The organism is Acidovorax sp. GW821-FHT09B03 (assembly GCF_059418305.1).
On record NZ_JBWKPP010000014.1, the window covers coordinates 150,463 to 174,126 of the forward strand.

At 65.8% G+C, this 23,664-nt stretch carries 22 protein-coding genes; 11 read left to right on the plus strand and 11 right to left on the minus strand.

Annotated elements, in window-relative coordinates; translation table 11 throughout:
* Positions 1 to 125: 125 nt before the first annotated feature.
* Both AC07PA_RS22700 and AC07PA_RS22705 read left to right on the plus strand, forming a co-directional pair.
* Positions 126 to 1,121, plus strand: coding sequence for an aldo/keto reductase (locus tag AC07PA_RS22700; protein WP_494606334.1), 996 nt, complete (start codon positions 126 to 128; stop codon positions 1,119 to 1,121).
* Between the two features lie 4 nt (positions 1,122 to 1,125).
* Positions 1,126 to 1,671 (plus strand): hypothetical protein, encoded by a 546-nt coding sequence (locus tag AC07PA_RS22705; RefSeq protein WP_494606332.1) that lies wholly within the window; start codon positions 1,126 to 1,128, stop codon positions 1,669 to 1,671.
* A gap of 3 nt (positions 1,672 to 1,674) precedes the next feature.
* On the opposite strand, the gene AC07PA_RS22710 is transcribed toward AC07PA_RS22705, so the two are convergent.
* Positions 1,675 to 3,177 carry an MATE family efflux transporter gene (locus AC07PA_RS22710; RefSeq protein ID WP_494606330.1) on the minus strand — a complete coding sequence of 501 codons (1,503 nt, stop codon included), beginning with the start codon at positions 3,175 to 3,177 and terminating at the stop codon, positions 1,675 to 1,677.
* Between the two features lie 159 nt (positions 3,178 to 3,336).
* Between AC07PA_RS22710 and AC07PA_RS22715 the strand changes: the two genes are divergently transcribed.
* From AC07PA_RS22715 to AC07PA_RS22740, 6 genes are all read left to right on the plus strand, one after another.
* Entirely contained in the window at positions 3,337 to 4,098 is a 762-nt protein-coding gene (locus AC07PA_RS22715; RefSeq protein WP_007861218.1) for a hypothetical protein, read from the plus strand.
* A gap of 25 nt (positions 4,099 to 4,123) precedes the next feature.
* Complete coding sequence (locus AC07PA_RS22720) at positions 4,124 to 4,402, plus strand: hypothetical protein (RefSeq protein WP_494606328.1); 279 nt, start codon at positions 4,124 to 4,126, stop codon at positions 4,400 to 4,402.
* A gap of 139 nt (positions 4,403 to 4,541) precedes the next feature.
* Positions 4,542 to 5,132 (plus strand): hypothetical protein, encoded by a 591-nt coding sequence (locus AC07PA_RS22725; protein WP_494606326.1) that lies wholly within the window; start codon positions 4,542 to 4,544, stop codon positions 5,130 to 5,132.
* Positions 5,133 to 6,031: 899 nt separating this feature from the next.
* Positions 6,032 to 6,460: a hypothetical protein gene (locus tag AC07PA_RS22730; protein WP_494606324.1), complete on the plus strand. Its 429-nt coding sequence runs from the start codon at positions 6,032 to 6,034 to the stop codon at positions 6,458 to 6,460.
* A gap of 516 nt (positions 6,461 to 6,976) precedes the next feature.
* Positions 6,977 to 7,144 carry a DUF1010 domain-containing protein gene (locus tag AC07PA_RS22735; protein ID WP_157405920.1) on the plus strand — a complete coding sequence of 56 codons (168 nt, stop codon included), beginning with the start codon at positions 6,977 to 6,979 and terminating at the stop codon, positions 7,142 to 7,144.
* A 393-nt stretch (positions 7,145 to 7,537) separates the two neighbouring features.
* Positions 7,538 to 7,894 carry a DUF6794 domain-containing protein gene (locus AC07PA_RS22740; protein WP_369751530.1) on the plus strand — a complete coding sequence of 119 codons (357 nt, stop codon included), beginning with the start codon at positions 7,538 to 7,540 and terminating at the stop codon, positions 7,892 to 7,894.
* A 146-nt stretch (positions 7,895 to 8,040) separates the two neighbouring features.
* Here AC07PA_RS22740 and AC07PA_RS22745 read toward each other — a convergent pair whose 3' ends face one another.
* The 4 genes from AC07PA_RS22745 to AC07PA_RS22760 all read right to left on the minus strand — a co-directional run bounded on the left by AC07PA_RS22745 (position 8,041) and on the right by AC07PA_RS22760 (position 13,810).
* Positions 8,041 to 11,046 (minus strand): fibronectin type III domain-containing protein, encoded by a 3,006-nt coding sequence (locus tag AC07PA_RS22745; RefSeq protein ID WP_494606320.1) that lies wholly within the window; start codon positions 11,044 to 11,046, stop codon positions 8,041 to 8,043.
* Between the two features lie 328 nt (positions 11,047 to 11,374).
* Positions 11,375 to 12,088 carry an Lcl C-terminal domain-containing protein gene (locus tag AC07PA_RS22750; protein ID WP_494606318.1) on the minus strand — a complete coding sequence of 238 codons (714 nt, stop codon included), beginning with the start codon at positions 12,086 to 12,088 and terminating at the stop codon, positions 11,375 to 11,377.
* 243 nt (positions 12,089 to 12,331) lie between these two features.
* Entirely contained in the window at positions 12,332 to 13,324 is a 993-nt protein-coding gene (locus tag AC07PA_RS22755) for a helix-turn-helix domain-containing protein (RefSeq protein WP_494606316.1), read from the minus strand.
* A 195-nt stretch (positions 13,325 to 13,519) separates the two neighbouring features.
* Complete coding sequence (locus AC07PA_RS22760; RefSeq protein WP_494606314.1) at positions 13,520 to 13,810, minus strand: hypothetical protein; 291 nt, start codon at positions 13,808 to 13,810, stop codon at positions 13,520 to 13,522.
* Between the two features lie 351 nt (positions 13,811 to 14,161).
* Here AC07PA_RS22760 and AC07PA_RS22765 point away from each other — a divergent pair, with 351 nt between their 5' ends.
* A complete protein-coding gene (locus AC07PA_RS22765; RefSeq protein WP_494606312.1) occupies positions 14,162 to 14,536 on the plus strand; it encodes a hypothetical protein in 375 nt (124 codons plus the stop codon).
* A 177-nt stretch (positions 14,537 to 14,713) separates the two neighbouring features.
* Here AC07PA_RS22765 and AC07PA_RS22770 read toward each other — a convergent pair whose 3' ends face one another.
* A complete protein-coding gene (locus AC07PA_RS22770; protein ID WP_494606310.1) occupies positions 14,714 to 15,661 on the minus strand; it encodes a hypothetical protein in 948 nt (315 codons plus the stop codon).
* 535 nt (positions 15,662 to 16,196) lie between these two features.
* On the opposite strand from AC07PA_RS22770, the gene AC07PA_RS22775 reads away from it, so the two are divergent.
* Positions 16,197 to 17,579 (plus strand): RCC1 domain-containing protein, encoded by a 1,383-nt coding sequence (locus AC07PA_RS22775; protein ID WP_494606309.1) that lies wholly within the window; start codon positions 16,197 to 16,199, stop codon positions 17,577 to 17,579.
* A 124-nt stretch (positions 17,580 to 17,703) separates the two neighbouring features.
* Here the strand turns inward: AC07PA_RS22775 and paoC are convergent, their stop codons facing one another.
* The 5 genes from paoC to AC07PA_RS22800 all read right to left on the minus strand — a co-directional run bounded on the left by paoC (position 17,704) and on the right by AC07PA_RS22800 (position 22,509).
* Positions 17,704 to 19,911: an aldehyde oxidoreductase molybdenum-binding subunit PaoC gene (paoC, locus tag AC07PA_RS22780; RefSeq protein ID WP_494606308.1), complete on the minus strand. Its 2,208-nt coding sequence runs from the start codon at positions 19,909 to 19,911 to the stop codon at positions 17,704 to 17,706.
* 3 nt (positions 19,912 to 19,914) lie between these two features.
* Positions 19,915 to 20,865, minus strand: a complete 951-nt coding sequence (locus tag AC07PA_RS22785; protein ID WP_494606307.1) for an FAD binding domain-containing protein — start codon at positions 20,863 to 20,865, stop codon at positions 19,915 to 19,917.
* Entirely contained in the window at positions 20,862 to 21,503 is a 642-nt protein-coding gene (paoA, locus tag AC07PA_RS22790) for an aldehyde dehydrogenase iron-sulfur subunit PaoA (RefSeq protein ID WP_494606306.1), read from the minus strand. Before paoA ends, AC07PA_RS22785 begins: the two co-directional genes overlap by 4 nt.
* A 68-nt stretch (positions 21,504 to 21,571) precedes the next feature.
* Positions 21,572 to 22,015 (minus strand): carboxymuconolactone decarboxylase family protein, encoded by a 444-nt coding sequence (locus tag AC07PA_RS22795; protein WP_494606305.1) that lies wholly within the window; start codon positions 22,013 to 22,015, stop codon positions 21,572 to 21,574.
* Complete coding sequence (locus AC07PA_RS22800) at positions 22,012 to 22,509, minus strand: (R)-mandelonitrile lyase (RefSeq protein ID WP_494606304.1); 498 nt, start codon at positions 22,507 to 22,509, stop codon at positions 22,012 to 22,014. The genes AC07PA_RS22795 and AC07PA_RS22800 overlap by 4 nt, the downstream gene beginning before the upstream one ends.
* A 169-nt stretch (positions 22,510 to 22,678) precedes the next feature.
* Here AC07PA_RS22800 and AC07PA_RS22805 point away from each other — a divergent pair, with 169 nt between their 5' ends.
* Entirely contained in the window at positions 22,679 to 23,650 is a 972-nt protein-coding gene (locus AC07PA_RS22805; protein ID WP_494606303.1) for a LysR family transcriptional regulator, read from the plus strand.
* Positions 23,651 to 23,664 lie beyond the last annotated feature (14 nt).

The following is a 23,664-nucleotide window of genomic DNA, read 5'->3' on the forward strand; positions in this document are numbered from 1 at the left end:
CGCTGCGTTGCAGGCGCTTGCAAAGAGGGCCTGCACAAAAGCCCGCCTGCCGTTACCATGCGGGCGCCGCGGGCAGACTTTGCCAGAGCGCGGCCGCACCCCCCACCGACGACAGGACCCCTGCCATGCAACAACGCCACCTGGGAGCCCATGGGCCCCTGACCTCCGCCATCGGCCTGGGCTGCATGGGCATGAGCGAGTTCTACGGCGCGAGCGACGACGACAGCTCGCTGCGCACCCTGGCGCGTGCGCTGGAGCTGGGTGTGACCCACTTCGATACCGCCGACACCTATGGCCTGGGCCACAACGAATCGCTGCTGGGCCGCTTCATCACGAATGCTGGCCCCGCAGCCCGCGCGCGCATGCAGGTGGCCACCAAGTTCGGCATCGTGCGCCAGGCCGGGCAGTACGAGCGGCGCATCGACAACTCGCCTGCCTATGTGCGATCGGCCTGCGAGGCGTCGCTCAAGCGCCTGGGCGTGGAGCGCATCGACCTGTACTACTGCCACCGGCGCAATCCCGATGTGCCCATCGAGGAGGTGGTGGGCGCCATGGCCGATCTGGTGGCGGCCGGCAAGGTGGGCGCCATCGGCCTGTCGGAAGTGTCTGCCGACAGCCTGCGCCGCGCCCATGCGGTGCACCCGATTGCAGCGCTGCAGAGCGAGTATTCGCTGTGGAGCCGCGGGCCCGAGGACGGCATGCTGGCGCTGTGCGCCGAGCTGGGCACGGCCTTTGTCGCCTACAGCCCTTTGGGCCGCGCCTTCCTCACCGGCACGGTGGACGTGAAGGCGCTGGCGGACAACGATTTTCGCAAGAACAACCCGCGCTTCGTGGGCGATGCCGCGGCCGCCAACCGGCAGCTGGTGCAGGCGCTCGATGCGTTTGCGCGCGCGCGTGGGTTGGCCAGTTCGCAGATCGCGCTGGCGTGGCTGCTGGTCAGCCACCCGCATGTGCTGCCGATCCCGGGCACGCGGCGCATTGCGTACCTGGAAAGCAACGCCCATGCGGCCGAGGTGGCACTGAGCCCCGCCGAGGTGGCCGAGCTGGACCGCTTGTTCGACCCCTCCAAGGTGGCTGGCGCGCGCTACCCGGATGCCGGCTTTGTGGGCATTGAGGGGTGATGTGGTGCGCCATGCTGCGGCACTGCTTCTGGCCATGGTGACCGGTGGCGCGCACGCTGCCGATGGGGGCGTGCCGGCCGAGCCGGTCCGGCCCTGGATCGACCCCGTGGTGAGCGCCGGGTTCGAGCGCATCGTGGCGCGCTGCCGGTTCATCTACACACAGCCCTTGCGGCCGCTGCAGCGGGTGATGCTGCTCAAGGGCGACGACGCGCCCGCCACCTACGCGCTGGCGGGCATGTCGCACGACCTGGTGATGACCTCGCACCCGGTGCGGCCCTTCCTGGGCCGGGTGATGCTGCGCTACGCCCTGGTGCTCAAGGAGCCGCCCGCGGATGCGCAGGCGCAGGCCGAGGAGGCCAAGTTCGGCACGCGCATCGTCGAGACGTTGGACTTTGCCTGGCAGGACCGGCGCTGGGTGTTCCGCGGGGTGTCTGCAGTGCTGGTCACGGGCGAACACGACCGCCCCGGCCTGCCGGTGGTGGACAGGACGCCCGCCGAGGGCAGGGCAGAGCATGCGCAGGCGCTGAAGGCCTGCCTGGGCGGGCTCTGAGGCCTAGGGTTTGGTGGCCACAGCGGCCGGCCCGTCGTAGTTCGCCTCACGGTCCATGGCCGGCATGGCCACGCCGGTGTCGGCCGCGGTGCCGGTGGCGGGTTCTTCCGGTGGCTCCTTGCGCGCTGCCAGCGAGGCCTTGCGCCAGCCGCCGTAGCGGTAGTACAGCACCGCCAGCAGAACCGAGGTGATGGAGCCCAGCGGAAAGCTCCACCAGATCGCCTCGGCGCCCCAGGTGCCCTGCAGTGCGCTGGCGAACGGCACACGCACCAGCAGCATGGAGATGAACAAGATGATGAGCGGCGGCAGCACCGCGCCCGTGGCCCGCACCACGCCGAAGAGCACGATGGTCACGCCGAACAGCACGAAGGACCAGGCCGCCACATTGTTGATGTGCACCGCCACGGCCACGGCGCCGCTGTCGCCCGGCAGGAACAGGCCCAGCGCGGCGCGGTCGGCCGCGTAGAGCGCCAGCACCAGCGCCCCCGTGAGCAGCAGGTTGAACAGCACGCCCACGCGTGCGATCTGCTCCACCCGGTCCCAGCGGCCCGCGCCCACGTTCTGCGCGGCCATGGACGACACGGCGGCGCCCGTGGCCAGCGCGGGCATCTGCACATAGGTCCACAGCTGCGCAGCCACGCCATAGGCCGCCGCAGTGTGCACGCCGTAGCCATTGACCAGGCCCATCATGACGAGGGCCGCCGACGAGATCACGATCATCTGCAGCCCCATGGGCACGCCCTTGACCACGATGGTGCGCAACAGCTGCGGCCGGGGCCGAAAGTGCGCAAGCTCGTGCCGGCCCGGCAGCAGTGGGTGCTGGCGCCGCGCCAGCAGCACCAGCAGGCCGGCAAAGCTGATGCCCTGCGCCAGCAGCGTGGCCAGGGCCGAGCCCGCGATGCCCATGGCCGGCAGCGGCCCCGCGCCGCGGATCAGCAGCGGGTTGAGCGCCACGTCGATCGCCACCGACAGGGCCATGAACCAGAACGGCGTGCGCGAGTCGCCCGAGCCGCGCAGCACGGCCATCGCGAAGGCAAACGAGTTCATGATCGGCACGGCCACGAAGATCACGCGCAGGTAGGCCACGGCCGAGGGCAGGGCGGCTTCAGGTGTCTTGAGCAGGCCCAGGATCTCGGGCGTCCAGACCCAACCCGCTGCCGCGATCAGCGCCGATACGGCCAGGAAGAACGTGGCGCCCGTGCCCACCACGCACTTGGCGCGCTCGATGTCGCGCGCGCCATAGGCCTGCCCGATGAGGATGGTGGCCGCCATGGACACGCCGAACACCGCACCCAGCAGCAAAAAGAGCACCAGGTTGGCGTTGGAGGTGGCCGTGAGCGCCTCTTCGCCCAGCAGGTTGCCGATCCAGATGGCATTGACCGAGCCGTTGAGCGACTGCAGCACGTTGGAGCCCAGCACCGGCAGCGCAAAGGCGATCAGCGTGCGGGCGATGGGGCCCTGGGTCAGGTCGCGTTGCGGGGCTCGGCGGGGAGGTGGGGTGTTCATGGCGGGGCGTGGTGTGGCGTTCGGGCAGTCTACGTGCTGGCGCGCCGCCTTGGGTAGGACGGCGCCGCCATGGCTCCCAGGCAAGCTTCTGCCCCGGGGGTATCTTGGTGGCGCGCGCGGGCTGAGGTAGATTGCGCCCAAGAGGAGGAGATGCAGCCCATGGCCCCAACGAACCTGGATGACCCGCTGGCGGATGCGCCAGCGGAGCTGTTGGCGTTTCTGGACCAGGCGGCCAGCCTGCAGTCCCAACCGCTGGGCATTGCGGTGCTGGGCCGCGACGCCTGCCGTGAATACTCGCGGGCCGTGCGCGGCACGGCGTGGGGCGAAGCCCTGGGCCTGGTCGCGTTGGAAGACGCCAACAACTCCATGCCGCACTGCTACGTGGTGCGCGGCCCTGCGGCCGGCATGGTGCTGCAGTTCAATCGCGTGGACGGGCAATCACTGCGCTACCCGAGCCTTGCCGCCTTTGCGTCGGCCCTGCGGGCGGCATTGGCAGGCGGCACGCACATCGAAGACCTGGCGCCGGCCACCATTCCGCCTTCGGCGCGGCAGGCCGAAGTCGTGGCGCGCCTGCTGGGCGCAATGGCGCCCCGCGCGGACCAGGAAGCGTACGCCGACGCAGCCGCCACGGTGGAGCTGCTGCTGCCCCAGCTCAATCCTGACAACCTGCCTGTGCTGCAAGCGCTCGCCTCGGACACCGATTTCTACATCCGCGAGTACGTGGCCCTGTTCCTCAGGCGCCACGCCCGTCCTGCATACGAAGCCCTGGCCAGCCGCCTGGCCGAGGACGGCCATGGCCAGGTCGCACGGCCGGCAGCCGAAGCAGCCAAGGCGATCCGGCGCATGCTGGGCGAAGCCAGACGAGACGCGATCGCCCGCGCCAGGGCCGGGGCCGTTGATGTCCAGGTGCCCCGCACCTAGTGCGCAGTGGTTTGCGATGCTTTCCATGCAATGGCTCCTCTGGACACTGGCTGCAGCCGCGCTGCTCGCGCTGGGCTACTGTGCCACCATCGCCATCACTTTCTGGTCCGGCTTCCAGTTCAAGCGCTGCCCTGTCTGTCACAGCCGAAGGTCGCAGTTCCTTCGCTACGGCCGTCTGCATGCGGAGGAAGCCTTCAGCATCCATCGCTGCAAATCCTGCCTGGCCCGGTTCGTCATCGCGGATGGTGCAAGCCATCGGCTCAAGGCAAGCAAGTGGGCTCAAGAGGCTCCTCCATCCACGTGAGGCAATTCACAGCTTGCCGCCACTCCGACAGGGGGCTGTGCTGCCTGGCCGCCGGGTGCCTGCAGCCATGTTGATCGGTGCAGCAATCCGATGGGGTCGCCGCACAATCCCCGTCCATTCCCTGTGAAGACAATCGCAAATGGTCTATTACGAACTCATCGCCAGAGATCCTCAGTTGAGCTGCGCCCTGTTCTCCGAGGACGACCCTCGTGGCAGGCGCGTGGTGCGCCAGCAGTACAGGCCGTTCGTCTGTCCGAGGTGTGGAAAAGTCGATGAGCTTCATGCGCTGGCGCAGGCCGGGGTGCCGCAGATGAAGTTCAGCTCGGGCAGGAATGTCGTCTCTACTTCGGACGACTTCAAGCTGTGCAACCAGCGATTCATCGATGGGCTCGAGGCCGCAGGCATCACCGGTCTGGTGTATCTTCCTCTGGATTCGCCACAGGGCTACTTCGTCGTGTTGCCAACCGCTCGTGCAAGCGTGGACGAGCCGACGGCGGGCATGGTGACCCATGGCGAGCGCTGTGTTCTGTGCGCAAGGTGGCGGGAGACCACGGTCGGGCCCCTGTGCGAGAGCATCGAGAAGCCGCCGGATGAACGGGCCATTTTTTCGCCCGCAGTCTGGTCCGAGTCGATCCTGGGAGTGCGCCCCATGTTGCTCTGTGCAGCGCCGGTGGCCAAGGCGATGTCGTCGCAGAAGTTCAGCGGCCTGGAGTTGGCCAGGGCGTTCTGACCCCATGCGGACGTGGGCAGCTACCTGGAATGCCCTCCAACCAATGCCGAGGCCGTGTGATGGATGGCACCAGGCCCGGTGTGGTGGGGGAGGAGCGCGCCAATGGCACGGCCCGCAATGGGAGTCCGGCAGGTGCGTATTTCGGTCGCTGCTGGACAGTGGGGGCGAATTGACCTGGACAGCGGTAACGGCGGGAACTGGACACAGAGATCGGCTCTCGTGTGCATTTCCAGGTCGCTGACGATGAGCATCTGTTCGGCTCGTCTAGTCGCCTTCTTGGGTGATACAGGGCACTGCCGCGCCCAACTAGACTTCCGCTATCGGCCAGGAGCGGCCGTTCAGACGTTAGAAGAAATCTCGTCAGGAGCAGACACTGATTCCGTCTGTAGTTCGGCGAGAAAATACAACGGGGAGGGTTGGAACCGAATGATTCGAAGGTTGAAGAATCTTGCCACGCTCGAATGGCCTGGGCCGCCGGAATGCGCGCATTGGTGGTTGCAGCTTGCTGCTCCTTTGTCACCCGGATCCCTGCGTAGACCGTCCCAGCGCTTGAATTTGGAGCCGCCGTTCAACCTGGTGAAGCGCCCCCGCAGTGTGTATCGCCTTCAAACCGAGAAGCCCAGTGGCGACCCGCATCCGCCCCAATGGACCCAGCCAAATCACGTACATTGATGAACTCTGCCGCAAGAGATGGAGGTCGGCACGACGATGCGTATTCATTCTTCGCTCCAAAACCCAAGTCATAACCAACAGCACAAACTTCAATCCTCATGAAAAAAAATACTTCCTTTCTCGGCCGCGCACTAGCAGTTATTGGATGCCTGATCGTACTCTCTGGCTGTGCATCGATGTCGACTACCAAGTCTGAGCCCATCGCAAACGGATCCAAAATCTTGATCATGCCTTCACGCGACGTTGTACAAGGGGGGAAAGCCCATGCGCAAGGAGCAGGAAGTGGTAAAAATCTCCAAGTGGCAGTGCACCGCGAACTCAGTACCCTGTCTCAATTCAAGGCGACACCCTTCGAAGCGAATGAAAAACTCAATCACTCTGCGAGCATCGTTAAATCAGACGCCCTGGAAGCGGGCAAGAGCGCTGCGGCCGATTACGTGCTTATCCTGGACCTCGGTGAATTCAGAAACGCTGCGCCAATGACTTTTCGATCTGACTTCGTGACACTCCAAAGTGGTTCGCTCGTCCGCGTGAGCGATGGCAAGGAAACGTGGGTTTTGAATAGCCCAGTGGTCTTGGAAAAATCCAACATAGGAAATCATTTGATCTTGATTGACAACCTCGCCAAATTGGTGACCGAGTCCATCCTTCGGTAGCAGCCCACGGGGCTTTGCGCTGTTCAATTTCAGTTTTTTGTCCGGCGATGCAAAGCACACTAGCTGCATATCGCTGGCCATAAGAGCCTGTTCAAAGTCTTTTTGCAGCCGCGTTGGGGCGCAATCGGTATGAGTGGATGCTTCGGATGCGCCGCATGGGCTCATGCCCATGCAAGCAGCCGGGGCGTCCAATCGCCCGATTTCGCCCCAACCCTTCGGGCAAGTGCCTTTTGCCTTCGGCGAAACCTTCGATTTTCGGGCGGTCTGCGGCGTTGCGGCGCTTGCCGATAGCACGGCTATCGGCTGCGCACCGCGCCTAGCATCCCATCCCGAAAAGGGAGTTGCGTGGCTTCAAAAAGACGTTGAACAGGCTCTTAGAAATCCGGGAATGCGAAATGGGTAGTGGTGCGCACGTTCGAAGGGTTCTGATAGGCTTGTAGAGCAAGACTGTCAGAGGGTTTCGCAAAGCTGGGAGTTGCTTTGAGGCAAAATCGAACTCAATCACTGCACACCTTCTTGGCAATTCCTCTTTCGGGCCTTTGGCGTCCATGTGGCAGGCGCCAGCTGCTATGGTTTTGCAGCATTGCATCGCTTCGGTGGCGCAGTGCTTTTTCGTGGATGGCGCACGTCTTCAAACATGGCCGTTCGGCGGCTTGGACAACTGTCAACTTCTCCTGTTGCTGAAGGACTGCTCCGGGCGCATTGCCGACTCTCGCCTCATCCCAGAACCAGTCGTTCAATTCGCGCACGGTGAGTGACCGCTTCCGAGTATCAGCGTCCGGCGGCTATGGGCCCAAAACCGCCGTTGGGGAACGCCATCCGGACGCTGCCATTGGTTTGTTGTCCACTGGCTCGAAATCCCGTGCCCTTTGGAATCTCTGTCACAGCTACTGGCAAGCTATAGTTGGCCGAATTGACATCTGCCGGTTTTATCGGATTTTCTGCCTGGCTTTTAAAAAGGCCATCACCTGCAAACCTATACTGCAAGCCAATTCCAGGAGGAACAAGTGCCTACAGTATTTCGCGCAATCCAGTTATCCCATAGGTTTTTCGGTATAAATCACTACGTTAGCCCTCATGAACCGTTTCCTCATCGTACTCATTTCTAGCTTCCTTCTTGTAGGCACATGTCATGCAGAAGAAAATTCAGAGGAACAACTGGGACCTAATAAGTGGCCAGTGACAGTTGAAGCAACTGTAAAGGACATACTCTCCACCATGTCGGAACAGAGTAGGAAGACTGTTCGGGACACACCGGAACGAGACCTCATCAGGTTCCACAGGGGTTGGGGGACAGGAATTCGAAACCATTACGGCCTATGGCGCGGAAATCGCAGTCTCTTGGAGAACGCTTGTGGAAAGGACTGCCATCCAGACGAGGCGTCTATGGTCATCATCAAAGCCGTATGGCGACGGCTCCAAGACAAGGGTTAGCCCATCGGTCGAGCTGACCCATTGCAGCAAGCTTCAATGGGAGGCTCCGCGCAGCAGTAGTTCACGAAGAGCGATACGCCGAGAAGATTCGAGAACGATTTGCATCGGTAGCGCCGTGAAGTGAATTTCCGCTTCTGGCCGATTGCTCACTCGGCGATGCGCACTGCCTGCACCTGTGTACCCAACTGCAGGTAAAGCAATCCATCACCCCCCACCCACCACGGCCCGGCCTGCGGCGGCACCTGGGCCGTGCCACCGGTGGGCAGCATCCATTGCGGCACCAGGTGCCATGCCTGACCGGCCAAGGTTAGCGTCAATGAGCCATCGCTGCTGCCAGGTTGCATGGCCAGCACGGCGCCGGGCAAGGCTGTGGTGACGATGCTGCTGGCCTGGATGGCGCTGAGCAGTGCGGGCAGCAGTAGCTGCCGTGCGCCCTGCCCTGTCTGCAAGTAGAGGCGGCCTTGTTCATCCAGGTCGATCTGCGGAGTGCCCGCTGCCGCGCCGCCACCCGTCCAGCCCGGCCGCAGCACATAGGTCTGCCCGCCGGTGCGCAGCTGCAGCACGCCTTCGGCGCCCAGGTTGATCTGCGCATCGGGCAGCACGGCCGTCACGGCACGGGCGAGACCGGCCAGGTCGGCCACGGCAGGTGCGAACTGCACCACCATTCCACTGCGCACCCAGCGCAGCAGGCCCAGCGGGGTGAACGTGATGCCATCGGGCAAGGTCGCGTCAATGGTGATGGGCTGCGTGGGCAGCAGCTGGAAGACCTGGCCACCATCGCGCACGAGGAACACGCCCGAGGGCGCTGCCTCCAGCCCCTGGGCCAGGCCCACACCTTGCAGCCGCGCGACGGGGCCCTGAATGCGCGCAAACGCCGCGCCATCGACGGTAATGCTGCCGGGCAGGTTGGCAAACACCATGGCATCACCCACTTGCTGGGCATCGCCCTTGAGCGAGCCGAGTGCAATGGACACGGGTTTGCCCTGCGCGTCCACCCGCAGGCGCTCTCCAGCGAGCAGGCCTTGGCTGCCCAGTTGCGGCAGGCTGCCTTGGGGCGGTACCAACGCGCCCGCCACCACCGCCACGGCCAGCGGCTGGGCCTCGATGATGGTGCCTGCACTACCCGCGCTGAGCAGAACCGGCCCGGCCAGCACCAGGGGCTGGCCCACGGCACTGGAGGCCATGGAGGCCCAGCCCTGCAGCACCACGAGCACCAGCACGTTCTGGCCATTGACCTCGGCGATGCGCAGCTGCGTGCCCGGCAGCGCCTGCACGGTGAGCGGCTGGCCATTGATGGAGACTTGCAGCCTGACGGGCGTGGTGCCCGTGCCGGGCACCACGATGGTGCCGCCGCCCGCACCCGGGCCCACCAACACCGGCAGGGATGGGTTGGCGATGGTGGTCGTGCTGCCCGGGGTGTTGATGGTCGTCGACGTGGGAGCGGGGTCTTCGGCAGGTGGGTGGATCACAGGGACTGTGGGGATCACTGCGGTGCTGGCAGCAGATGCCAGGCTATCGCCCACGGCGTTGGTGGCCTTCACGGTGAAGGTGTAAGGCGTGCCGTTGATCAGGGCTGCAATGGTGCAGGTGCGGGGCGCGGCTGCGGCCACCGTGCAGGTGCCGCCGGGGGTGCCGGTGACGGTGTAGCTGATGATGGGGCGGCCGCCGTCGTTTGCTGGTGCGGCCCAGCTCACGCTGGCAGTGGTGTTGCCTGCGCTGGCGGTGGGCGCGGCAGGTGTACTGGGCGGAGCAGACGGCGTGACGCTGTTAGATGCAGGCGACATGCTACTGGTGCCCGCAAGATTGGTAGCCGTGACCCGGAAGGTATATGCAGTGCCGTTGTTCAAACCAGACGCGGTGCAAACCAGCGCGCCGGATGTCGAACAGCCAACGCTGGCGCCACCGCCAGTGGGGGTCCCAGTGACGGTGTAGCCGGTAATGGGGCTGCCGTTATTCGCCGGGGCTGCAAAGCTGACTGTTGCCGAGGCGTTGCCAGCAGTAGCTGTAGGCGCTGCGGGGACCAGGGGTGCTCCCATAGGCGTCACGCTGTTGGATGCAGCCGACGCGTTACCAGGGCCGGTACTGTTAGTTGCCCTTACGGTAAAGGTGTACGCCGTGCCATTGGTCAACCCTGTCATGGTGTGGGTCAAACCAGTCGTACCCGCGTTGCTGTCTATGCCACCTGCAGGGTTGGAGACCACGGTGTATCCAGTGATGGCGCTGCCGTTGTCGGCTGGGGCTACGAAGCTCACGCTGGCGGTAGTGTTGCCTGCGCTGGCGGTAGGCGCGGCAGGTGTACCAGGCGGAACACCCGGCGTTACGACGTTTGAGGAGGGCGAAATGTCGCTTTCGCCCGCAATATTGAAAGCCCTGACCCTGAACGTATAAACGGTGCCATTGGTCAGGCCGGTCATGATGTGGGTCAAGCCGGTGCTTCCCGCGTTGCTGTCCACCCCGCCTGCAGGACTGGATTCCACGGTGTAACCGGTGATGGCGCCGCCGTTGTCCGCCGGAGCCACGAAGCTCACACTGGCGGTGGTGTTGCCTGCCGTCGCGGTGGGTGCTGCTGGGGCATCGGGTACTGCAATTAACCCGTCGTGAGATGCCCAAGACTGTCCCCCTCGAACCAGGCGATAACTATAGGGAGTCCATTTGGGAATGGAGAACGAGAAGGCCTGGGTAAAGTGGACAACCCACGCGTTAACCGGGTCCAACGCACTGGTTGTAGATGTCCAGTGGTAAGCATGGGGTGTCGCAGGGAAAACCGTGCTGTCAATGGCTGGGCTGACACTGTCGATTTTTATGATCGATTCGAGCTCATTCCTGTTGGGCAGGCGCCAGTCGCTAAAGCCTTTGTAGACGGCGGTATTTGCCGTCACCGAGGTCTGTAGTGCGTCGGCCCAGTTGGCCTCGTGCGCAGTGCCGGAATCGCACGCCGTAGTGGTCGTGGTGAGGCCATAGGCACATTGATCCCATACAAGGCCGGTGGTGGTGTCGGTCACCGTGCCATTGCCGGCGTTGACGACCAACGCGCTCCATGCCGGAAAGGTCAAACCGAAGCCCAGCAACAGTGCGGCCGTGCCGAGCAGAGCGGCAATTGGGTGGCAGTGACCCACAACCAAACTTGGCAAAATAGGTATCGGTTTTTTCATGACTTCAGACTCATGGTTGCGCTACACCGCTTGACAAAATGGCATTGGCAAAAAGACCAGAAGTGAACCGTTGCGCGATACACGGCGGTACGGTCCACCTCTTGAAGCCGATCTTCAAATTGCCAACTTGGCTGACGGATAGGTGATCGGTGCTGCCGCCCAGGCGCTGCGGTTTTGAGCAGCCCGGTAGTCAGCTTTATTTGTGCTGGCTGGTGAGCACGGCAGTTCGTATTCCCAATACACGCCAGGAACAATCCAGCTTTCCCGATGGGCAGATGGCGATAGCGGGCCATGGGCGTTTCAGGAAAAAGTCACCAAAGCAATCAAATTACGGTCCGCTTCGCACGAGGCGGGCGTAGCTGGTGAAACTCGCCTTGGAATTTGAGCGCAATGCCCCGGAGTCGAACATGACGACCCACGCTTCCCCCGGGTCAAGTGCAAAGGTGTCACTGGACCAGTACCAGGTGTTCACCGTATTGGGGAAGTAATTGCTATCGATGGTCAGATTAATTGCCCCAAGATGGACAATAGACGCCAGCTCGCGCCGGGTCGGCAAGCGCCAGCCGGTGCTGAAGCCGCAACGGCTGGCCGTGTTGTGACCGCTATCGGGGTAGGTAGCAGTGCTGGCGACATTCCAACTCGTCGGGCCCCTCGTGTTCAACGACCAGATCAGGTTGGTGACGTTGTCTTTGGTACAGGCCCAGGCGGTGGATGCAGGTGAGGAGGTTGTATCCGCAGCCGTGGTGCAGTTGAGGGTTCCATCCATGCAGACTTTGGTGAAGTCAAAACCCGCCGCACCGCCGCCCACTTTGTTGAGCGGGGCCCGGTCGCGGCCAAAGCGGCCATCCTGGCGCGGCATGGGGGCGGCATCATCGCTGTTCCCGCTGTCGCACCATTGCATAAAGAAAGACCCGTCGTCGCACTCTTTTTGCCCAGTGTCATTTAGCAAGCCGGTGGGGCCCGCAGCCAGCGCCGATGAAAGTGCACCAGCGATGAGGGTTAGCGCCAGGCTCAAGCGAAAGACTAGTTTGTATGGGTGCATGGCGTTGTCGCTATTTCAGGAGTTGCACAAACAAAGATGCTGCGTTGCCGACGGCTGACCCTTGGGGGATTGCAGCGCCACCGCCTCCTGTTTCGCGCCGTCGTATGGTTGATCAGCGGGATCGATGGTGCAACGCGCAGGTGCGCGCCCCGGCGTGCGGACGCAATCAGAGACGCCGTGCGCAGCAATGGAGATGCCAGGCACAGCGCCCGTTGCAACCGGGCAACAGCAGAGCGGGGGGACCTACAGAAGCGGCGCCACGGCCCGCTCGGCGCGCCATTCCTGCGGACTGGTGCCAAAGCGTGAGCGAAACGCCCGGCTGAAGGTGCTCGGGGTGCTGAAACCGCAGCGCCACGCAATCGTGCTGATGGGATCGCCGCCGCGCTCGATGTGCTGGCGTGCGGCTTGCAGGCGCATCTCTCGCAGTTCGGCGTAAACGCTGCTGCCCTGCTCGGCAAAGCTGCGGTAGAGCTGAGCGCGCGAAGTGTGGATGGCCTGCGCAATGTGTTGCACCTGCAGGTCGTGCTGGTGCAGGCGCGTGCGCATGACATGGCGCGCAGCGGCCAAAAGGCCAGGGGCGAATGCGCCAGGGTCGTTGCCAGAGCCGTGCGTGGCCAGGCCCGCAGCCTCCCGCAGGCAGGTCAGCGCGAGGCTGGAGGCTGCATCGATGGCAGTGGCAAGCGCCATCGCGGACAGACCCGCACCATGCTGATGCAGCAGACTGAGCTGAGCTTGCAGAAAGGGAGCCAGCGTGTGGGTGGCGGTGGCGGGAAGCCGGTCGATGCGCAAATGGCGCTCTGTGCTACCCAGAGCCTCACTCACCAAATGGCGCGGCAATATAAGGAAAGCATCGTCCAAGGCGCCGCAGTGAAAATCCATGGGCTGCGTGGTGTCGTACACATGCAAATCCCCCGACTGCAAGCGGCTTTGCGCTCCGCTAGGCGCCTCCTGCACCAGATGGCCACTGCGCAGCCAGGTCACGATGACGGCATCGGGCGCAGCAGGCATGGTGCGCGCATGCCGACGGGTTTCAATAGGCGCTCCCGCATACAAGCCAAAACTGGCTTGGCTGCCATGCCCGATACTGGCCTGCCAGTGCATCTGCCCGCTGTTGTGGCTGGCGTCCGTCAAGTCCAGCAGTCGCGATGGGATAAATTGCGTGCGGCGCAACGCATCGAACTGGTCGGGCGGCGCGTAGTCACGGGAGGATGCGGTAAGGAGTGCGGGCGGCTGCATGTCAGGGACTGGGGCGTGGATGACAAGGTTCTGCTGCCAGATGACAGCGCTTCAGAACAACGACATTGTGGACATACTTGATCAATCCGTTTCTGTCGCACTGGGCGACGCATGCAACGGAGGATTTCATGCCCTGCATCAAGCATTTGCCGTGTCTATCTAAAGTCCGGTTGTGGCCGCTACTCGACCGTCGAGCTATCCAATCATGGTGATGAAATCGCGGACGCTGGCCGCGATCTTGAGGTCCGCGCCGAGCTTGTGGTCCCAGTGGCGAACCGAGCCATCGCAGTGCCTCAAAAAGAAGTTCCCGCTCTCATCGGCACCGATGATGCACGCCTCTTTTCCGCGCCACCATGAGGCACGAAGCGGACGCCACTCGCTTTCAGGGATGAGCAGCACTACAAAAACCTCCCTCTCGCCGATTCGCACACGGTTTCCGCCGAATAGCGCTTTCACTGACACGGAAGATACATCTTCAGATTTCATGAGCAGGCGAGGCAGTGGGGGAGATACTCAAACGTCCGCTTCGGGCCGATGGCCGTCATCGTAGCAGTGGCAAGGACATGCTGGCAGAGGACCCGCAAGCCTACGTCAGTCCAGCCCGCTCGCCGCAGATTGGGCAAGTGACAAGCTTGGCATATCCGGTCAACGTGTGTCCGCAGTGTCCACCTTCGTGAGAAGGCTCTGGAGCTTCTTCCACCCGCGCCTTGGGATCGACGGATGGTGCGATCAGTGGGACTTCCCACTGTTTGGGCGCCGGAAGGTTTGCGCCTTCGTGAAAACGATGAAGTCGAGCCAAGCAATATCGGGCTTTCTCCCACTCGGGCCGGCTGACACTTGCTGCTCGCATTGCAAGGCCGGCTGGACATGGTGAGGCTGATCGTCGAATGCAAGAAAGACAGCAAGACGCTGGTTCGGTCAGCCGTTGTCGCGGCCGACAACGGCCATGAGGAGGTCGCGCTATATTGGCTGGACGTGCTGGATGCGGGCCGCAAGAAGGGCAGTACCCAGGACTGTCCATACCGCGTCGTCATTCCAGCGGCTGAACGCGGTCTGATGAAGCTCGTCAGCCGTGTCCTGGCGCAAGAGCCGCGCACGCTGCACCTCGTCAACCACAACAAGACCCCGCTCGCCATGGCGTGCAAAAGCAATCAGCTCGAACGGGTGGACCAACTGATTGCCATGGGGGCCGACGGGTGGCTATGGCGCTGATGCTCCTTGCGCCTGCCGTTGAAATCGCCAGGAGCCTTGCCCACACCGCGGTCGTTGGCTAGCTGTCAGGGGGGCGCGAGGCGGCGAGGCCTGGGTGAGGGCTTGCGCAGCGGGGCACTTCAGACGAACGACGCGTTCTCTTCCGCCAGCGAACGGGTGTGGTCCATCCAACAGGCCCTATTCAGCGGTCTGAAGAATAGGCGCTTGGCAGGATGGCGCGCTGCCACCCACCGGCGGATGGCCGGAGGGGCCACGGCTCGCGCTGCAGGCCGCGGCATCGTGGTGGCCCAGCAGCACGGGCAGGCCGGCAGCGGACATGATGGCGGTGGGGGCCCGGGTTGCGGTGGCGGCGGGCGTGGTGGTTGTCGTCGTTGTCGTTGCCACCGGCGGCGGGGCGGCAGGGCCGTCACCGCTGACGGTGTCGACGGGATCGGGAGCGCTGCGGGTGTTCCAGGTGGTCGCGGCATAGCCGGCGGCGTACTTGGGCATGTCGACGTCGATCGCTCCCTGGTAGGTCATGAGCGCGGCGCCGCTGAGCTGGCGCACATAAAGCCACTGGCCCTGGTCGGTGCTACCGCCCTTGGCATCGAGCTGGCCGCCCATGAAGCGCAGGCTGCCGCTGCCATCGTGCACCACCAACTGCTCCTCATCTTCCTTGACCAGGCGAGAGAACAAGGCCTCGACATGCTTGCCGGTCCTGGCGGCCTGGTATTCCGCATCGCTCAGTGCGGCCAGGCGGACAGGTTCCTTGCCATACCTCAGCACGAAGGCCGATTGGGTGGCGAGGGGGGCATACCCCGAGAGCAGCAGCGAGCGCGTCCCTGCGGGAATGAAGATCTTGAACTCTCTGTGCTGTTGCAGTTGGGCACCCGTGAATTCGGGCAGCGGCAGCGAGCCGCCGCCCGGGAAGGCGCAGCCGCCCGTGCCGAAACCGATGGCGCAGCCGGTCACGCCGGTCGGGGCGTACTGCTGCTTGAACCCGACTTTGGTGTCGAAGGTGTATTGGTAGCTGCCGGCGGCGGGTGGGAGTGGCGTTTTGTGCGGGAGCTGGTGGATCGACAGAAAGTTTGCAGCCTGTGCAAACGTGCTGAACACCGCCAAAAATGCAAAAGACAGATACCTCATTGAAAACACTCCAGAAATAAAACGCTGCCCGCCCCTTGTCAGCCCCAACCGGGCACGAACCTACACCCTTGGCATGGAACCTCTTTCCGTTGCAAAAAGCAACATCGGGGCGCTGAAGCGGCGCAGGGTACCCGAGGTGGCGTGGGCAGGGGGCCGACCCAGGCAGATGAATCCCCTCGGTTCGCAGGGTCACCCGCCGCATGGAGCCCCTCGGCGTGCTCTGTCGCGCGCTGCCGCTGTAACCTTTTGTGGCATGTGAAGGGCCGCGCTGCGAAAAATGGGGGATGGACGCAGGGCCCTGGACTGGGCATGCTGCGCTGTGCTTCAGACGGCCCCTGTGCGCGGGTGGTGCTGCCCTGCGGCAAGGTGGCGCCACCGCCGGCGCCCGGTTGCGGGCCGGCGTTTTTTCTTTCTTTGCTTGTTTTTGGCCAGCCCTATCTATTCACTTTTTGAAAGGCGTATCGCAATGACTTTCCTGGCAGTGTTGACAACAGACCGCCGCTTGCCGTCCAGGCCGCTGGCTTCGCTTCGCAGCATGGCGTTGAAGGCCGGTCTCGCGTGCACCCTGGTGGCGGCAGCGGCCGGGGCCCACGCGGCCACGGTCTTGAAGTTCGCCACCGGTGCGTCGAATTCGGCCGCCATCCTGAGCGATGGAACGCTCTGGACCTGGGGCAACAACATGAACGGGCAGTTGGGCAACGGCACGTCCGTCAGCGCGGAAAAGCCGGTCCGTGTGGGCACCGGCTTCACCCAGGTGCAGGTGGGCAGCCGCTACATGGTGGCGCTCAAGGCCGATGGCAGCCTGTGGATGTGGGGCCATGCGGTCCTGAAGGACCGGGAGTTCTACGAAACCGCGCCGGTGCAGATCGGCACCGGCTTTGACAAGCTGCTCACGTCCGACACCGCCGCCAAGGCCGATGGCAGTGTCTGGTTCTGGGGCGAGTCCAAGCTCGTCTACAGCGCGCCCGCAGGGGGCAGTGGCTCGCTGGACCAGTTGCCCAGTGGCTACCAGCAGATGGCCACCGGCCCCTACAACGCGCTGTTCGTGCTCGATGGCGGCGCGCTGCGCTACGTGTCGAACAACAATGTCCTGAACACCTGGCGCACTGCCTACGGCAGCACCGGCCCGGTGGGCAGCGGCTATGCGCAGGTGGCGTTGAACGCCACCACCGCGGCGGGCGTGAAGACCGATGGAACGCTCTGGCAGTGGAAGGGCGATGAGCAGCCCGCCTCGCTGGGCGCGGGCTTCAGCCAGGTGGTCAAGGGCACGTCGCACACCGTGGCGCTGAAGACCGATGGCACCGTGTGGGTCTGGGGCTCCAATGCCAACGGCCAGCTGGGCGTGGATTCGCCGGCCGATGTGGACAGCCCCCAGCTCCTGGGCAACGGCTACACCGCGATCGCGGCCGCGGCCCTGCACACCCTGGCCCTGAAGTCCGACGGCACCCTGGTGGCCTGGGGCAGCAACAGCGCCGGTCAACTGGGCTCGGGGCTGGCCGGGACGCTGTCGCAGAAGCCGGCTCCCGTGGTGTTCGATGCCAGCTACTCCCCGCAGCCCGGCACGGTGACCGCCAGCGGGCCCACCACGCGCCTGACGCTCACGGCCAAGGTGCAGATCGCCAGCGACCACCTGGCCAACGGCGTCAAGGGCAATGCCTTTGTCGTGGCCATCACCGCCAGCGGTGCGATCTATGCCTACAACGGATCCACCTTCGTGGCCGCCAATGCGCTCAGCATCCCCGCCGCCTGGACCAGCAGCCTGCAGAACACGACCACGGCCCTGGCCACCGACCAGGACCTCACGGCCCTGGCAGGCAGCGCCTTCTTCGTCGGGTATGGGCTGGGCGTGACGCCTTCGGAAGCCCTGGGCGAAATGCTCACGAGCAAGCGCTACCAGCTGGGGTATGTGATCCCGTAGCCGGTGGTGTGGTGCGGTGATACAGGCAGGGCCCGCGCAAGCGGGCTCTTTTCGATGGAGCCGGGGCCGATCACGACCACTACTTCACCCATTCGAATCCTTTTTCTTGTTGTTTTGACGGTAGTCACCCCACAGGTGGCAGCTGCGCGAGCAGCTTGTCCAGCGTGATGGGGTAGTCGCGCACGCGCACACCGGTGGCGTTGTAGATGGCGTTGGCCACCGCGGCACCCACGCCGCACAGGCCCAGCTCGCCGACGCCCTTGGCCTTCATGGGCGAGGACATGGGGTCGGTCTCGTCCAGAAAGATCACCTGCTGGTGCGGTATGTCGGAATGCACCGGCACCTCGTAGCCCGCCAGGTCGTGGTTGACGAAGAAGCCGTGCCGCTTGTCCACCGCCAGCTCCTCCATCAAGGCCGCGCCCACGCCCATGGTCATGGCGCCGATGACCTGGCTGCGGGCCGACTTGGGGTTCAGGATGCGGCCGGCGGCGCACACCGCGAGCATGCGGCGCACGCGGATCTCACCGGTGGCGGCGTCCACGCCGACCTCGACGAAATGCGCGCCGAAGGTCGATTGCTGGTACTTCTGCTGCAGGTCGCCGAACTCGATCACGTCCTCGGCCACCAGGCCTTCGGCGCCGGCCAGGTCGGCCAGGGCCAGCGTGCGGCCACCGGCGCGCACCGTGCCGCCCGAGAATTCGGCATCGGCCGCTGGCACACCGAGCTTGTGCGCAATGGCCTCGCGCAGCTTCATGCACGCGGCGTACACGCCAGCGGTGGAGCAGTTGGCACCCCACTGGCCGCCCGAGCCCGCCGATGCGGGAAACGCCGAGTCGCCCAGCCGCACCAGCACCTTTGCCAGCGGCACGCCCATCACCTCGGCCGCGGTCTGGGCGATGATGGTGTACGAGCCGGTGCCGATGTCGGTCATGTCGGTTTCCACCGTGACGATGCCCCGGCTGTCCAGCCGCACGCGCGCCGCCGACTTCATGACCTGGTTGTTGCGGAAGGCGGCTGCAACGCCCATGCCCACCAGCCAGCGGCCGTCACGCACCTGCGCGGGCCGTGCGCTGCGCCGGCTCCAGCCGAAGGTGTCGGCGCCCGTGCGCAGGCACTCGATCAGGCGCCGCTGCGAGAACGGGCGCGCCGGCTGGTGCGGGTCGACCTGGGTGTCGTTGACCACGCGCAGTTGCACCGGGTCCATGCCCAGCTGCTCGGCCAGCTCGTCCATGGCGATCTCCAGCGCCATCAGGCCGGGGGTCTCGCCGGGCGCACGCATGGCATTGCCTTCGGGCAGGTCCAGCACGGCCAGCCGGGTGGCGATGAGGCGGTGGGCCCCTGCATAGAGCAGCCGGGTCTGCGCCACGGCGCGCTCGGGCTTGCCGCCGGGCAGGTCGCCGGACCAGCTCTCGTGGGCCATGGCGGTGATGGTGCCGTCGGGCAATGCACCCAGGCGGATGCGCTGGATGGTGGCCGGCCGGTGCACCGTGTTGTTGGCAATCAGGGGCCGCTGCAGCGCCACCTTCACCGCCTGCCCGGCAGCACGCGCGCCCAGCGCGGCGAGCAGCGCATCGGCGCGGATGAAGAGCTTGCCGCCGAAGCCGCCGCCCACGAAGGGCGAGACCAGGCGCACCTTGGCCTTGGGAATGCCGAGCGTGGTGGCCAGCTCGCCCACGCTCCAGTCGATCATCTGGTTGGACGTCCACAGCGTCAGCTGGTCGCCCTGCCAGGCGGCGGTGGAGGCGTGCGGCTCCATCATCGCGTGCGACTGGTCGGGGGTGGTGTAGGTGCCGTCCACGCGCACGGCCGCCGCCGCAAAGGCGCCCTCGAAGTCGCCCAGGCGGGCGTCGGGCGAGGCGGCCGAGGGCTGGGGCGCGGGATCGACAGACACCTTGGCGGCCGCCAGGTCGAACCGGCCGGGCGCGCGCGTGTACTGCACCTGCACCAGCTGCGCCGCGGCCCGGGCCTGCTCGAAGGTTTTGGCCACCACCAGCGCAATCGCCTGGTGGTAGTGGTCGATGTCGGGCCCGCCCAGCAGCTTGGCCGTGTTGAGCCTGCCCTTGCCCAGCAGCCCGGCGTTGCGCGCCGTGACGATGGTGATCACGCCGGGCGCTGCGCGGGCCGCGTCCAGGTCCATGGCGGCGATGCGCCCCTTGGCGATGCCGGCGCCGACGACCACGCCGTAGGCCGCATCGGGTGCCGCGTCGTGGCGTTCATAGGCGTAGGGCGCGACACCGGTGGTCTTGAGCGGCCCATCGATGCGGTCGACGGGCTGGCCGATGACCTTGAGCTGGTCGATCGGGTTGGTGGTGGCGGGGGTGTCGAATTTCATGGCTCAGGTCCTCGCTTGCGCCAGCACCGCGCCGAGCGTGCGCTCGGCCAGGGTCAGCTTGAATGCGTTGTCGTGGCTCGCCTGGGCGCCGGCCAGCAGCCGCTCGGCCACGGCCTTGGCGCCCTGGGGCAGGGCGGCGTCGGCCGCTTCCACGCGCCAGGGCTTGTGTGCCACGCCGCCCAGGGCCACGCGGCCCGAACCGTCGCGCTGCACGACGGCGGCCACCGAGACGAGCGCGAAGGCATAGGAGGCGCGGTCGCGCACCTTGCGGTAGAGGTGCGTGCCGCCCAGGGGCGGGGGCACGGTCACCGCGGTGATCAACTCGCCCGCCTCCAGCGCGGTCTCGATGTGCGGCGTGTCCCCGGGCAGGCGGTGGAAGTCCGCGATCGGGATCACGCGGGTGCTGCCACCCGGGCGCACCGTCTCCACGCTGGCGTCGAGCAGGCGCATGGCCACCGCCATGTCGCTGGGGTGGGTGGCGATGCAGGCCTGGCTGGCGCCGATGACGGCGTGCTGGCGCGTGACCCCGCCGATGGCGCTGCAGCCGCTGCCCGGGCGGCGCTTGTTGCAGGCCTGTTCGGTGTCGTAGAAGTAGGGGCAGCGCGTGCGCTGCAGCAGGTTGCCGGCCGTGGTGGCCTTGTTGCGCAGCTGGCCCGATGCGCCGGCCAGCAGGGCGCGCGAGAGCACGCCGTAGTCGCGGCGCACGCGCTCGTCGGCGGCCAGCGCGGTGTTGCGCACCAGCGCGCCGATGCGCAGCCCGCCTTGCGCCGTGGGCTCGATCGTGTCCAGCGCCAGGCCGTTCACGTCGATCAGGTGGGCGGGCGCCTCGATCTGCAGCTTCATCAGGTCGAGCAGGTTGGTGCCGCCGGCGATGAATTTTGCCGCCGGGTTGCGGGCCGCTGCGGCGGCGGCTTCGGCGGGGGAGCGTGCGCGTTCGTAGGTGAAGGGTTTCATGCCCGGCCTCCTGCAACTTCGGTCATTGCGTCGACGATGTTCGAGTAGGCGCCGCAGCGGCAGAGGTTGCCGCTCATGCGCTCGCGCAGCTCGTCCACCGAGAGCAGGGGCCGCGCCATGAGGTCGCCGGTGGCATGGCTGGGCACGCCGCGGCGCAGCTCGTCGAGCACGCCCACGGCCGAGCAGATCTGCCCCGGCGTGCAGTAGCCGCACTGGTAGCCGTCGTGCTTGACGAAGGCCGCCTGCATCGGGTGCAGCTTGCGCGGTGTGCCCAGGCCCTCGATGGTGGTGACCTGGGCGCCCTCGTGCATGACGGCCAGCGTCAGGCAGGCGTTGATGCGCACGCCGTCGAGCAGCACCGTGCAGGCGCCGCACTGGCCGTGGTCGCAGCCCTTCTTGGTGCCGGTCAGGTGCAGGTGCTCGCGCAGCGCGTCGAGCAAGGTGGTGCGGTTGTCCAGCGCCAGGGTGTGGGCCTTGCCGTTGACCTGCAAGCTGACCTGGGCCGATGGCAGGGGCGCACTCACCGCCTGTGCGGCCGGGTTGGCCTGCGCCGCTGCGGTGGTCGCCGCCGCGGAGGCAGCGCCGACGATCATCAGGTCGCGCCGCGAGATCGTCAGGGAGTCGTCGGGAGTGTCCATGGGGCTTCCAATCGGTGGGGTGTGGTTCTCAAAGGCGCAGGGCCGGATGCCGCTGGCCGGTGCGCGCATCATTTCTTCTGGAACACTTCGCGCGCGACGGTGCTGGCGGTCACCGCGCTGGGCCAGCCGGCGTAGAACGCCAGGTGGGTGATGGCCTCGATCAGCTCGGCCTCGGTCACGTCGTTGTCCCTGGCGCGCTGAAGATGGGAGCGCAGCTGGTCGGGCCGGTTCATGGCGATGAGGGCGCTGACGGTGACCAGGCTGCGGTCGCGCGGCGACAGGCCCGGACGGGCCCAGACGTCGCCGAACAGCACCTTGTCGGTGAGCTCGGCGAGCTTGGGGTTGATGTCGCCCATGAGCCGCTGGGCGGCCGTGGGCTCCGGTGCCTGCGTTGGTGGTGGGGGCGATGCCGGCTGCGCCAGCGCGCAGGCTGGGCCCAGTGCCGCGACCAGGATGGACAGGCGGGCACCGGCGAGCCAGCGGATCGATGCCTTGTGCAATGGCTTGCTCATTGGGGGCCTTTCGCCGGCGTTGCGCGCGCAGGGCCGTACTGCGCATCGGACACTTTTTCCATCCACTCCACGGCCTTGCCATCGAGCTGCTCGGCAATGGCCACATGGGCCATGGCGATGCCGGGCGTGGCGCCGTGCCAGTGCTTTTCGTGAGGCGGTATCCAGACCACGTCACCGGGGCGTATCTCCTGCACCGGGCCGCCCCAGCGCTGCACCAGCCCCACGCCTTGCGTCACGATGAGTGTCTGGCCCAGCGGGTGGGTGTGCCAGGCGGTGCGCGCGCCGGGCTCGAAGGTGACCAGGGCACCGCCGACACGGCCAGGCGCATCGGCGCTGAAGGGCGTGTCCACGCGCACGCTGCCGGTGAAGTTCTGGGCCGGGCCGGGGGCCGAGGGCTGGCTGCCGTGCCGGGTGATGCGCAGCCCCTGGTCGGCCTGCGCGAGGACGGAGGCGGCCAGCGACAGGGCCGTGACCGCGGACGCGAGTTGTTTCATCACAGAAGGTCCTTGTTCATGCAGAAGGGGGAGGGGTGTTCGGTGCCGGCAGGAGCCGCAGCAGGGCGGCACGGTGCGCTGGCCATGCAGGCACTGTAGGAGCCAGGGCCTGCAGGGACTAGCCCCCACCGCCTTGAAGGATTGGCAAGTTGCGCTTGATAATGGCCCCATGCCCATCAACGAACTGCGCTCGATCACGACCTTTGCCCGCACGGCCGAGCTGGGCAGCCTGCGCAAGGCCGCGGCGGCGCAGGGCATCACCCCCCAGGCCGCGAGCCAGGCCCTGGTGCAGCTCGAGCAGCACCTGGGCGTGCGCCTGTTCCATCGCACCACGCGCAGCATGTCGCTCACCGACGAGGGCCGCCAGTTCCTGGAGGCCGCGCTGCCGCCGCTGGCCGGGCTGCAGCGGGCGCTGGAGATCACGCGCCGCGCCAAGGACGAGATCGGCGGGCCGCTGCGCATCGTGGGGCCGCGCTCGGTGTTCGCGCCCGTGCTGTGGTCGCTGCTCGACGAGTTCTGCACCCGCCACCCCGAAGTGCAGCCCGACGTGCAACTCGATGACCGCATCGGCAACTGGGTGGAGGACCGCGTGGATGTGGGTTTTCGCATCGGCCGCTCGGCAGCCGAAGGCGTGGTGGCGCGCAGGCTGTTCCCGCTGCAGCTCATCGTCTGCGCCTCGCCGGCCTACCTGCGCCGCCATGGCGCCCCCGACAACCTGGGCGCCCTGACCAACCACCGCTGCAGCGTGTTCCGCAGCCCGGGCACTGGCCGGGTGATGCCCTGGCGCATGAAGGTGGCCGACAGCGTGGTCGAGCAGCCCATGCTGCCCGCGCTGTGCGTGAACGACGAGGTGCTGGAGACCGACGCGGTGCTTGCAGGCCATGTGCTGGGCCTGCTGTCGGGGGTTGCCGCTGCGACCCACATTCGCGCCGGGCGGCTGGTCCCCTTGCTCACGGACCATGTGGATGACCAGTCGAGCGCATTCGTCTACTACGGCAGCCGGTCGGCGCAGCCCCTGCGGGTGCGTGCCTTCATCGAGCTGGCCGTGCAGCGTCTGGCGGACACGCCGGACTACGTGCTCACCGGCGAGGAGTTGGCGGCCGCCGAGGCCCGGGGCCGCAAGGCTGCCAGGCGCAAGTAGCTTTCTGCGGATTG

Excerpts from the sequence above, each read along its gene's own strand:
- AC07PA_RS22700 (WP_494606334.1), top strand. The coding sequence starts at position 126 with ATGCAACAACGCCACCTGGGAGCCCATGGGCCCCTGACCTCCGCCATC.
- AC07PA_RS22710 (WP_494606330.1), bottom strand. The coding sequence starts at position 3,177 with ATGAACACCCCACCTCCCCGCCGAGCCCCGCAACGCGACCTGACCCAG.
- AC07PA_RS22715 (WP_007861218.1), top strand. The coding sequence starts at position 3,337 with ATGGCCCCAACGAACCTGGATGACCCGCTGGCGGATGCGCCAGCGGAG.
- AC07PA_RS22720 (WP_494606328.1), top strand. The coding sequence starts at position 4,124 with ATGCAATGGCTCCTCTGGACACTGGCTGCAGCCGCGCTGCTCGCGCTG.
- AC07PA_RS22725 (WP_494606326.1), top strand. The coding sequence starts at position 4,542 with ATGGTCTATTACGAACTCATCGCCAGAGATCCTCAGTTGAGCTGCGCC.
- AC07PA_RS22730 (WP_494606324.1), top strand. The coding sequence starts at position 6,032 with ATGCCTTCACGCGACGTTGTACAAGGGGGGAAAGCCCATGCGCAAGGA.
- AC07PA_RS22740 (WP_369751530.1), top strand. The coding sequence starts at position 7,538 with ATGAACCGTTTCCTCATCGTACTCATTTCTAGCTTCCTTCTTGTAGGC.
- AC07PA_RS22745 (WP_494606320.1), bottom strand. The coding sequence starts at position 11,046 with ATGAAAAAACCGATACCTATTTTGCCAAGTTTGGTTGTGGGTCACTGC.
- AC07PA_RS22750 (WP_494606318.1), bottom strand. The coding sequence starts at position 12,088 with ATGCACCCATACAAACTAGTCTTTCGCTTGAGCCTGGCGCTAACCCTC.
- AC07PA_RS22755 (WP_494606316.1), bottom strand. The coding sequence starts at position 13,324 with ATGCAGCCGCCCGCACTCCTTACCGCATCCTCCCGTGACTACGCGCCG.
- AC07PA_RS22760 (WP_494606314.1), bottom strand. The coding sequence starts at position 13,810 with ATGAAATCTGAAGATGTATCTTCCGTGTCAGTGAAAGCGCTATTCGGC.
- AC07PA_RS22770 (WP_494606310.1), bottom strand. The coding sequence starts at position 15,661 with ATGAGGTATCTGTCTTTTGCATTTTTGGCGGTGTTCAGCACGTTTGCA.
- AC07PA_RS22775 (WP_494606309.1), top strand. The coding sequence starts at position 16,197 with ATGGCGTTGAAGGCCGGTCTCGCGTGCACCCTGGTGGCGGCAGCGGCC.
- paoC (WP_494606308.1), bottom strand. The coding sequence starts at position 19,911 with ATGAAATTCGACACCCCCGCCACCACCAACCCGATCGACCAGCTCAAG.
- AC07PA_RS22785 (WP_494606307.1), bottom strand. The coding sequence starts at position 20,865 with ATGAAACCCTTCACCTACGAACGCGCACGCTCCCCCGCCGAAGCCGCC.
- paoA (WP_494606306.1), bottom strand. The coding sequence starts at position 21,503 with ATGGACACTCCCGACGACTCCCTGACGATCTCGCGGCGCGACCTGATG.
- AC07PA_RS22795 (WP_494606305.1), bottom strand. The coding sequence starts at position 22,015 with ATGAGCAAGCCATTGCACAAGGCATCGATCCGCTGGCTCGCCGGTGCC.
- AC07PA_RS22800 (WP_494606304.1), bottom strand. The coding sequence starts at position 22,509 with ATGAAACAACTCGCGTCCGCGGTCACGGCCCTGTCGCTGGCCGCCTCC.
- AC07PA_RS22805 (WP_494606303.1), top strand. The coding sequence starts at position 22,679 with ATGCCCATCAACGAACTGCGCTCGATCACGACCTTTGCCCGCACGGCC.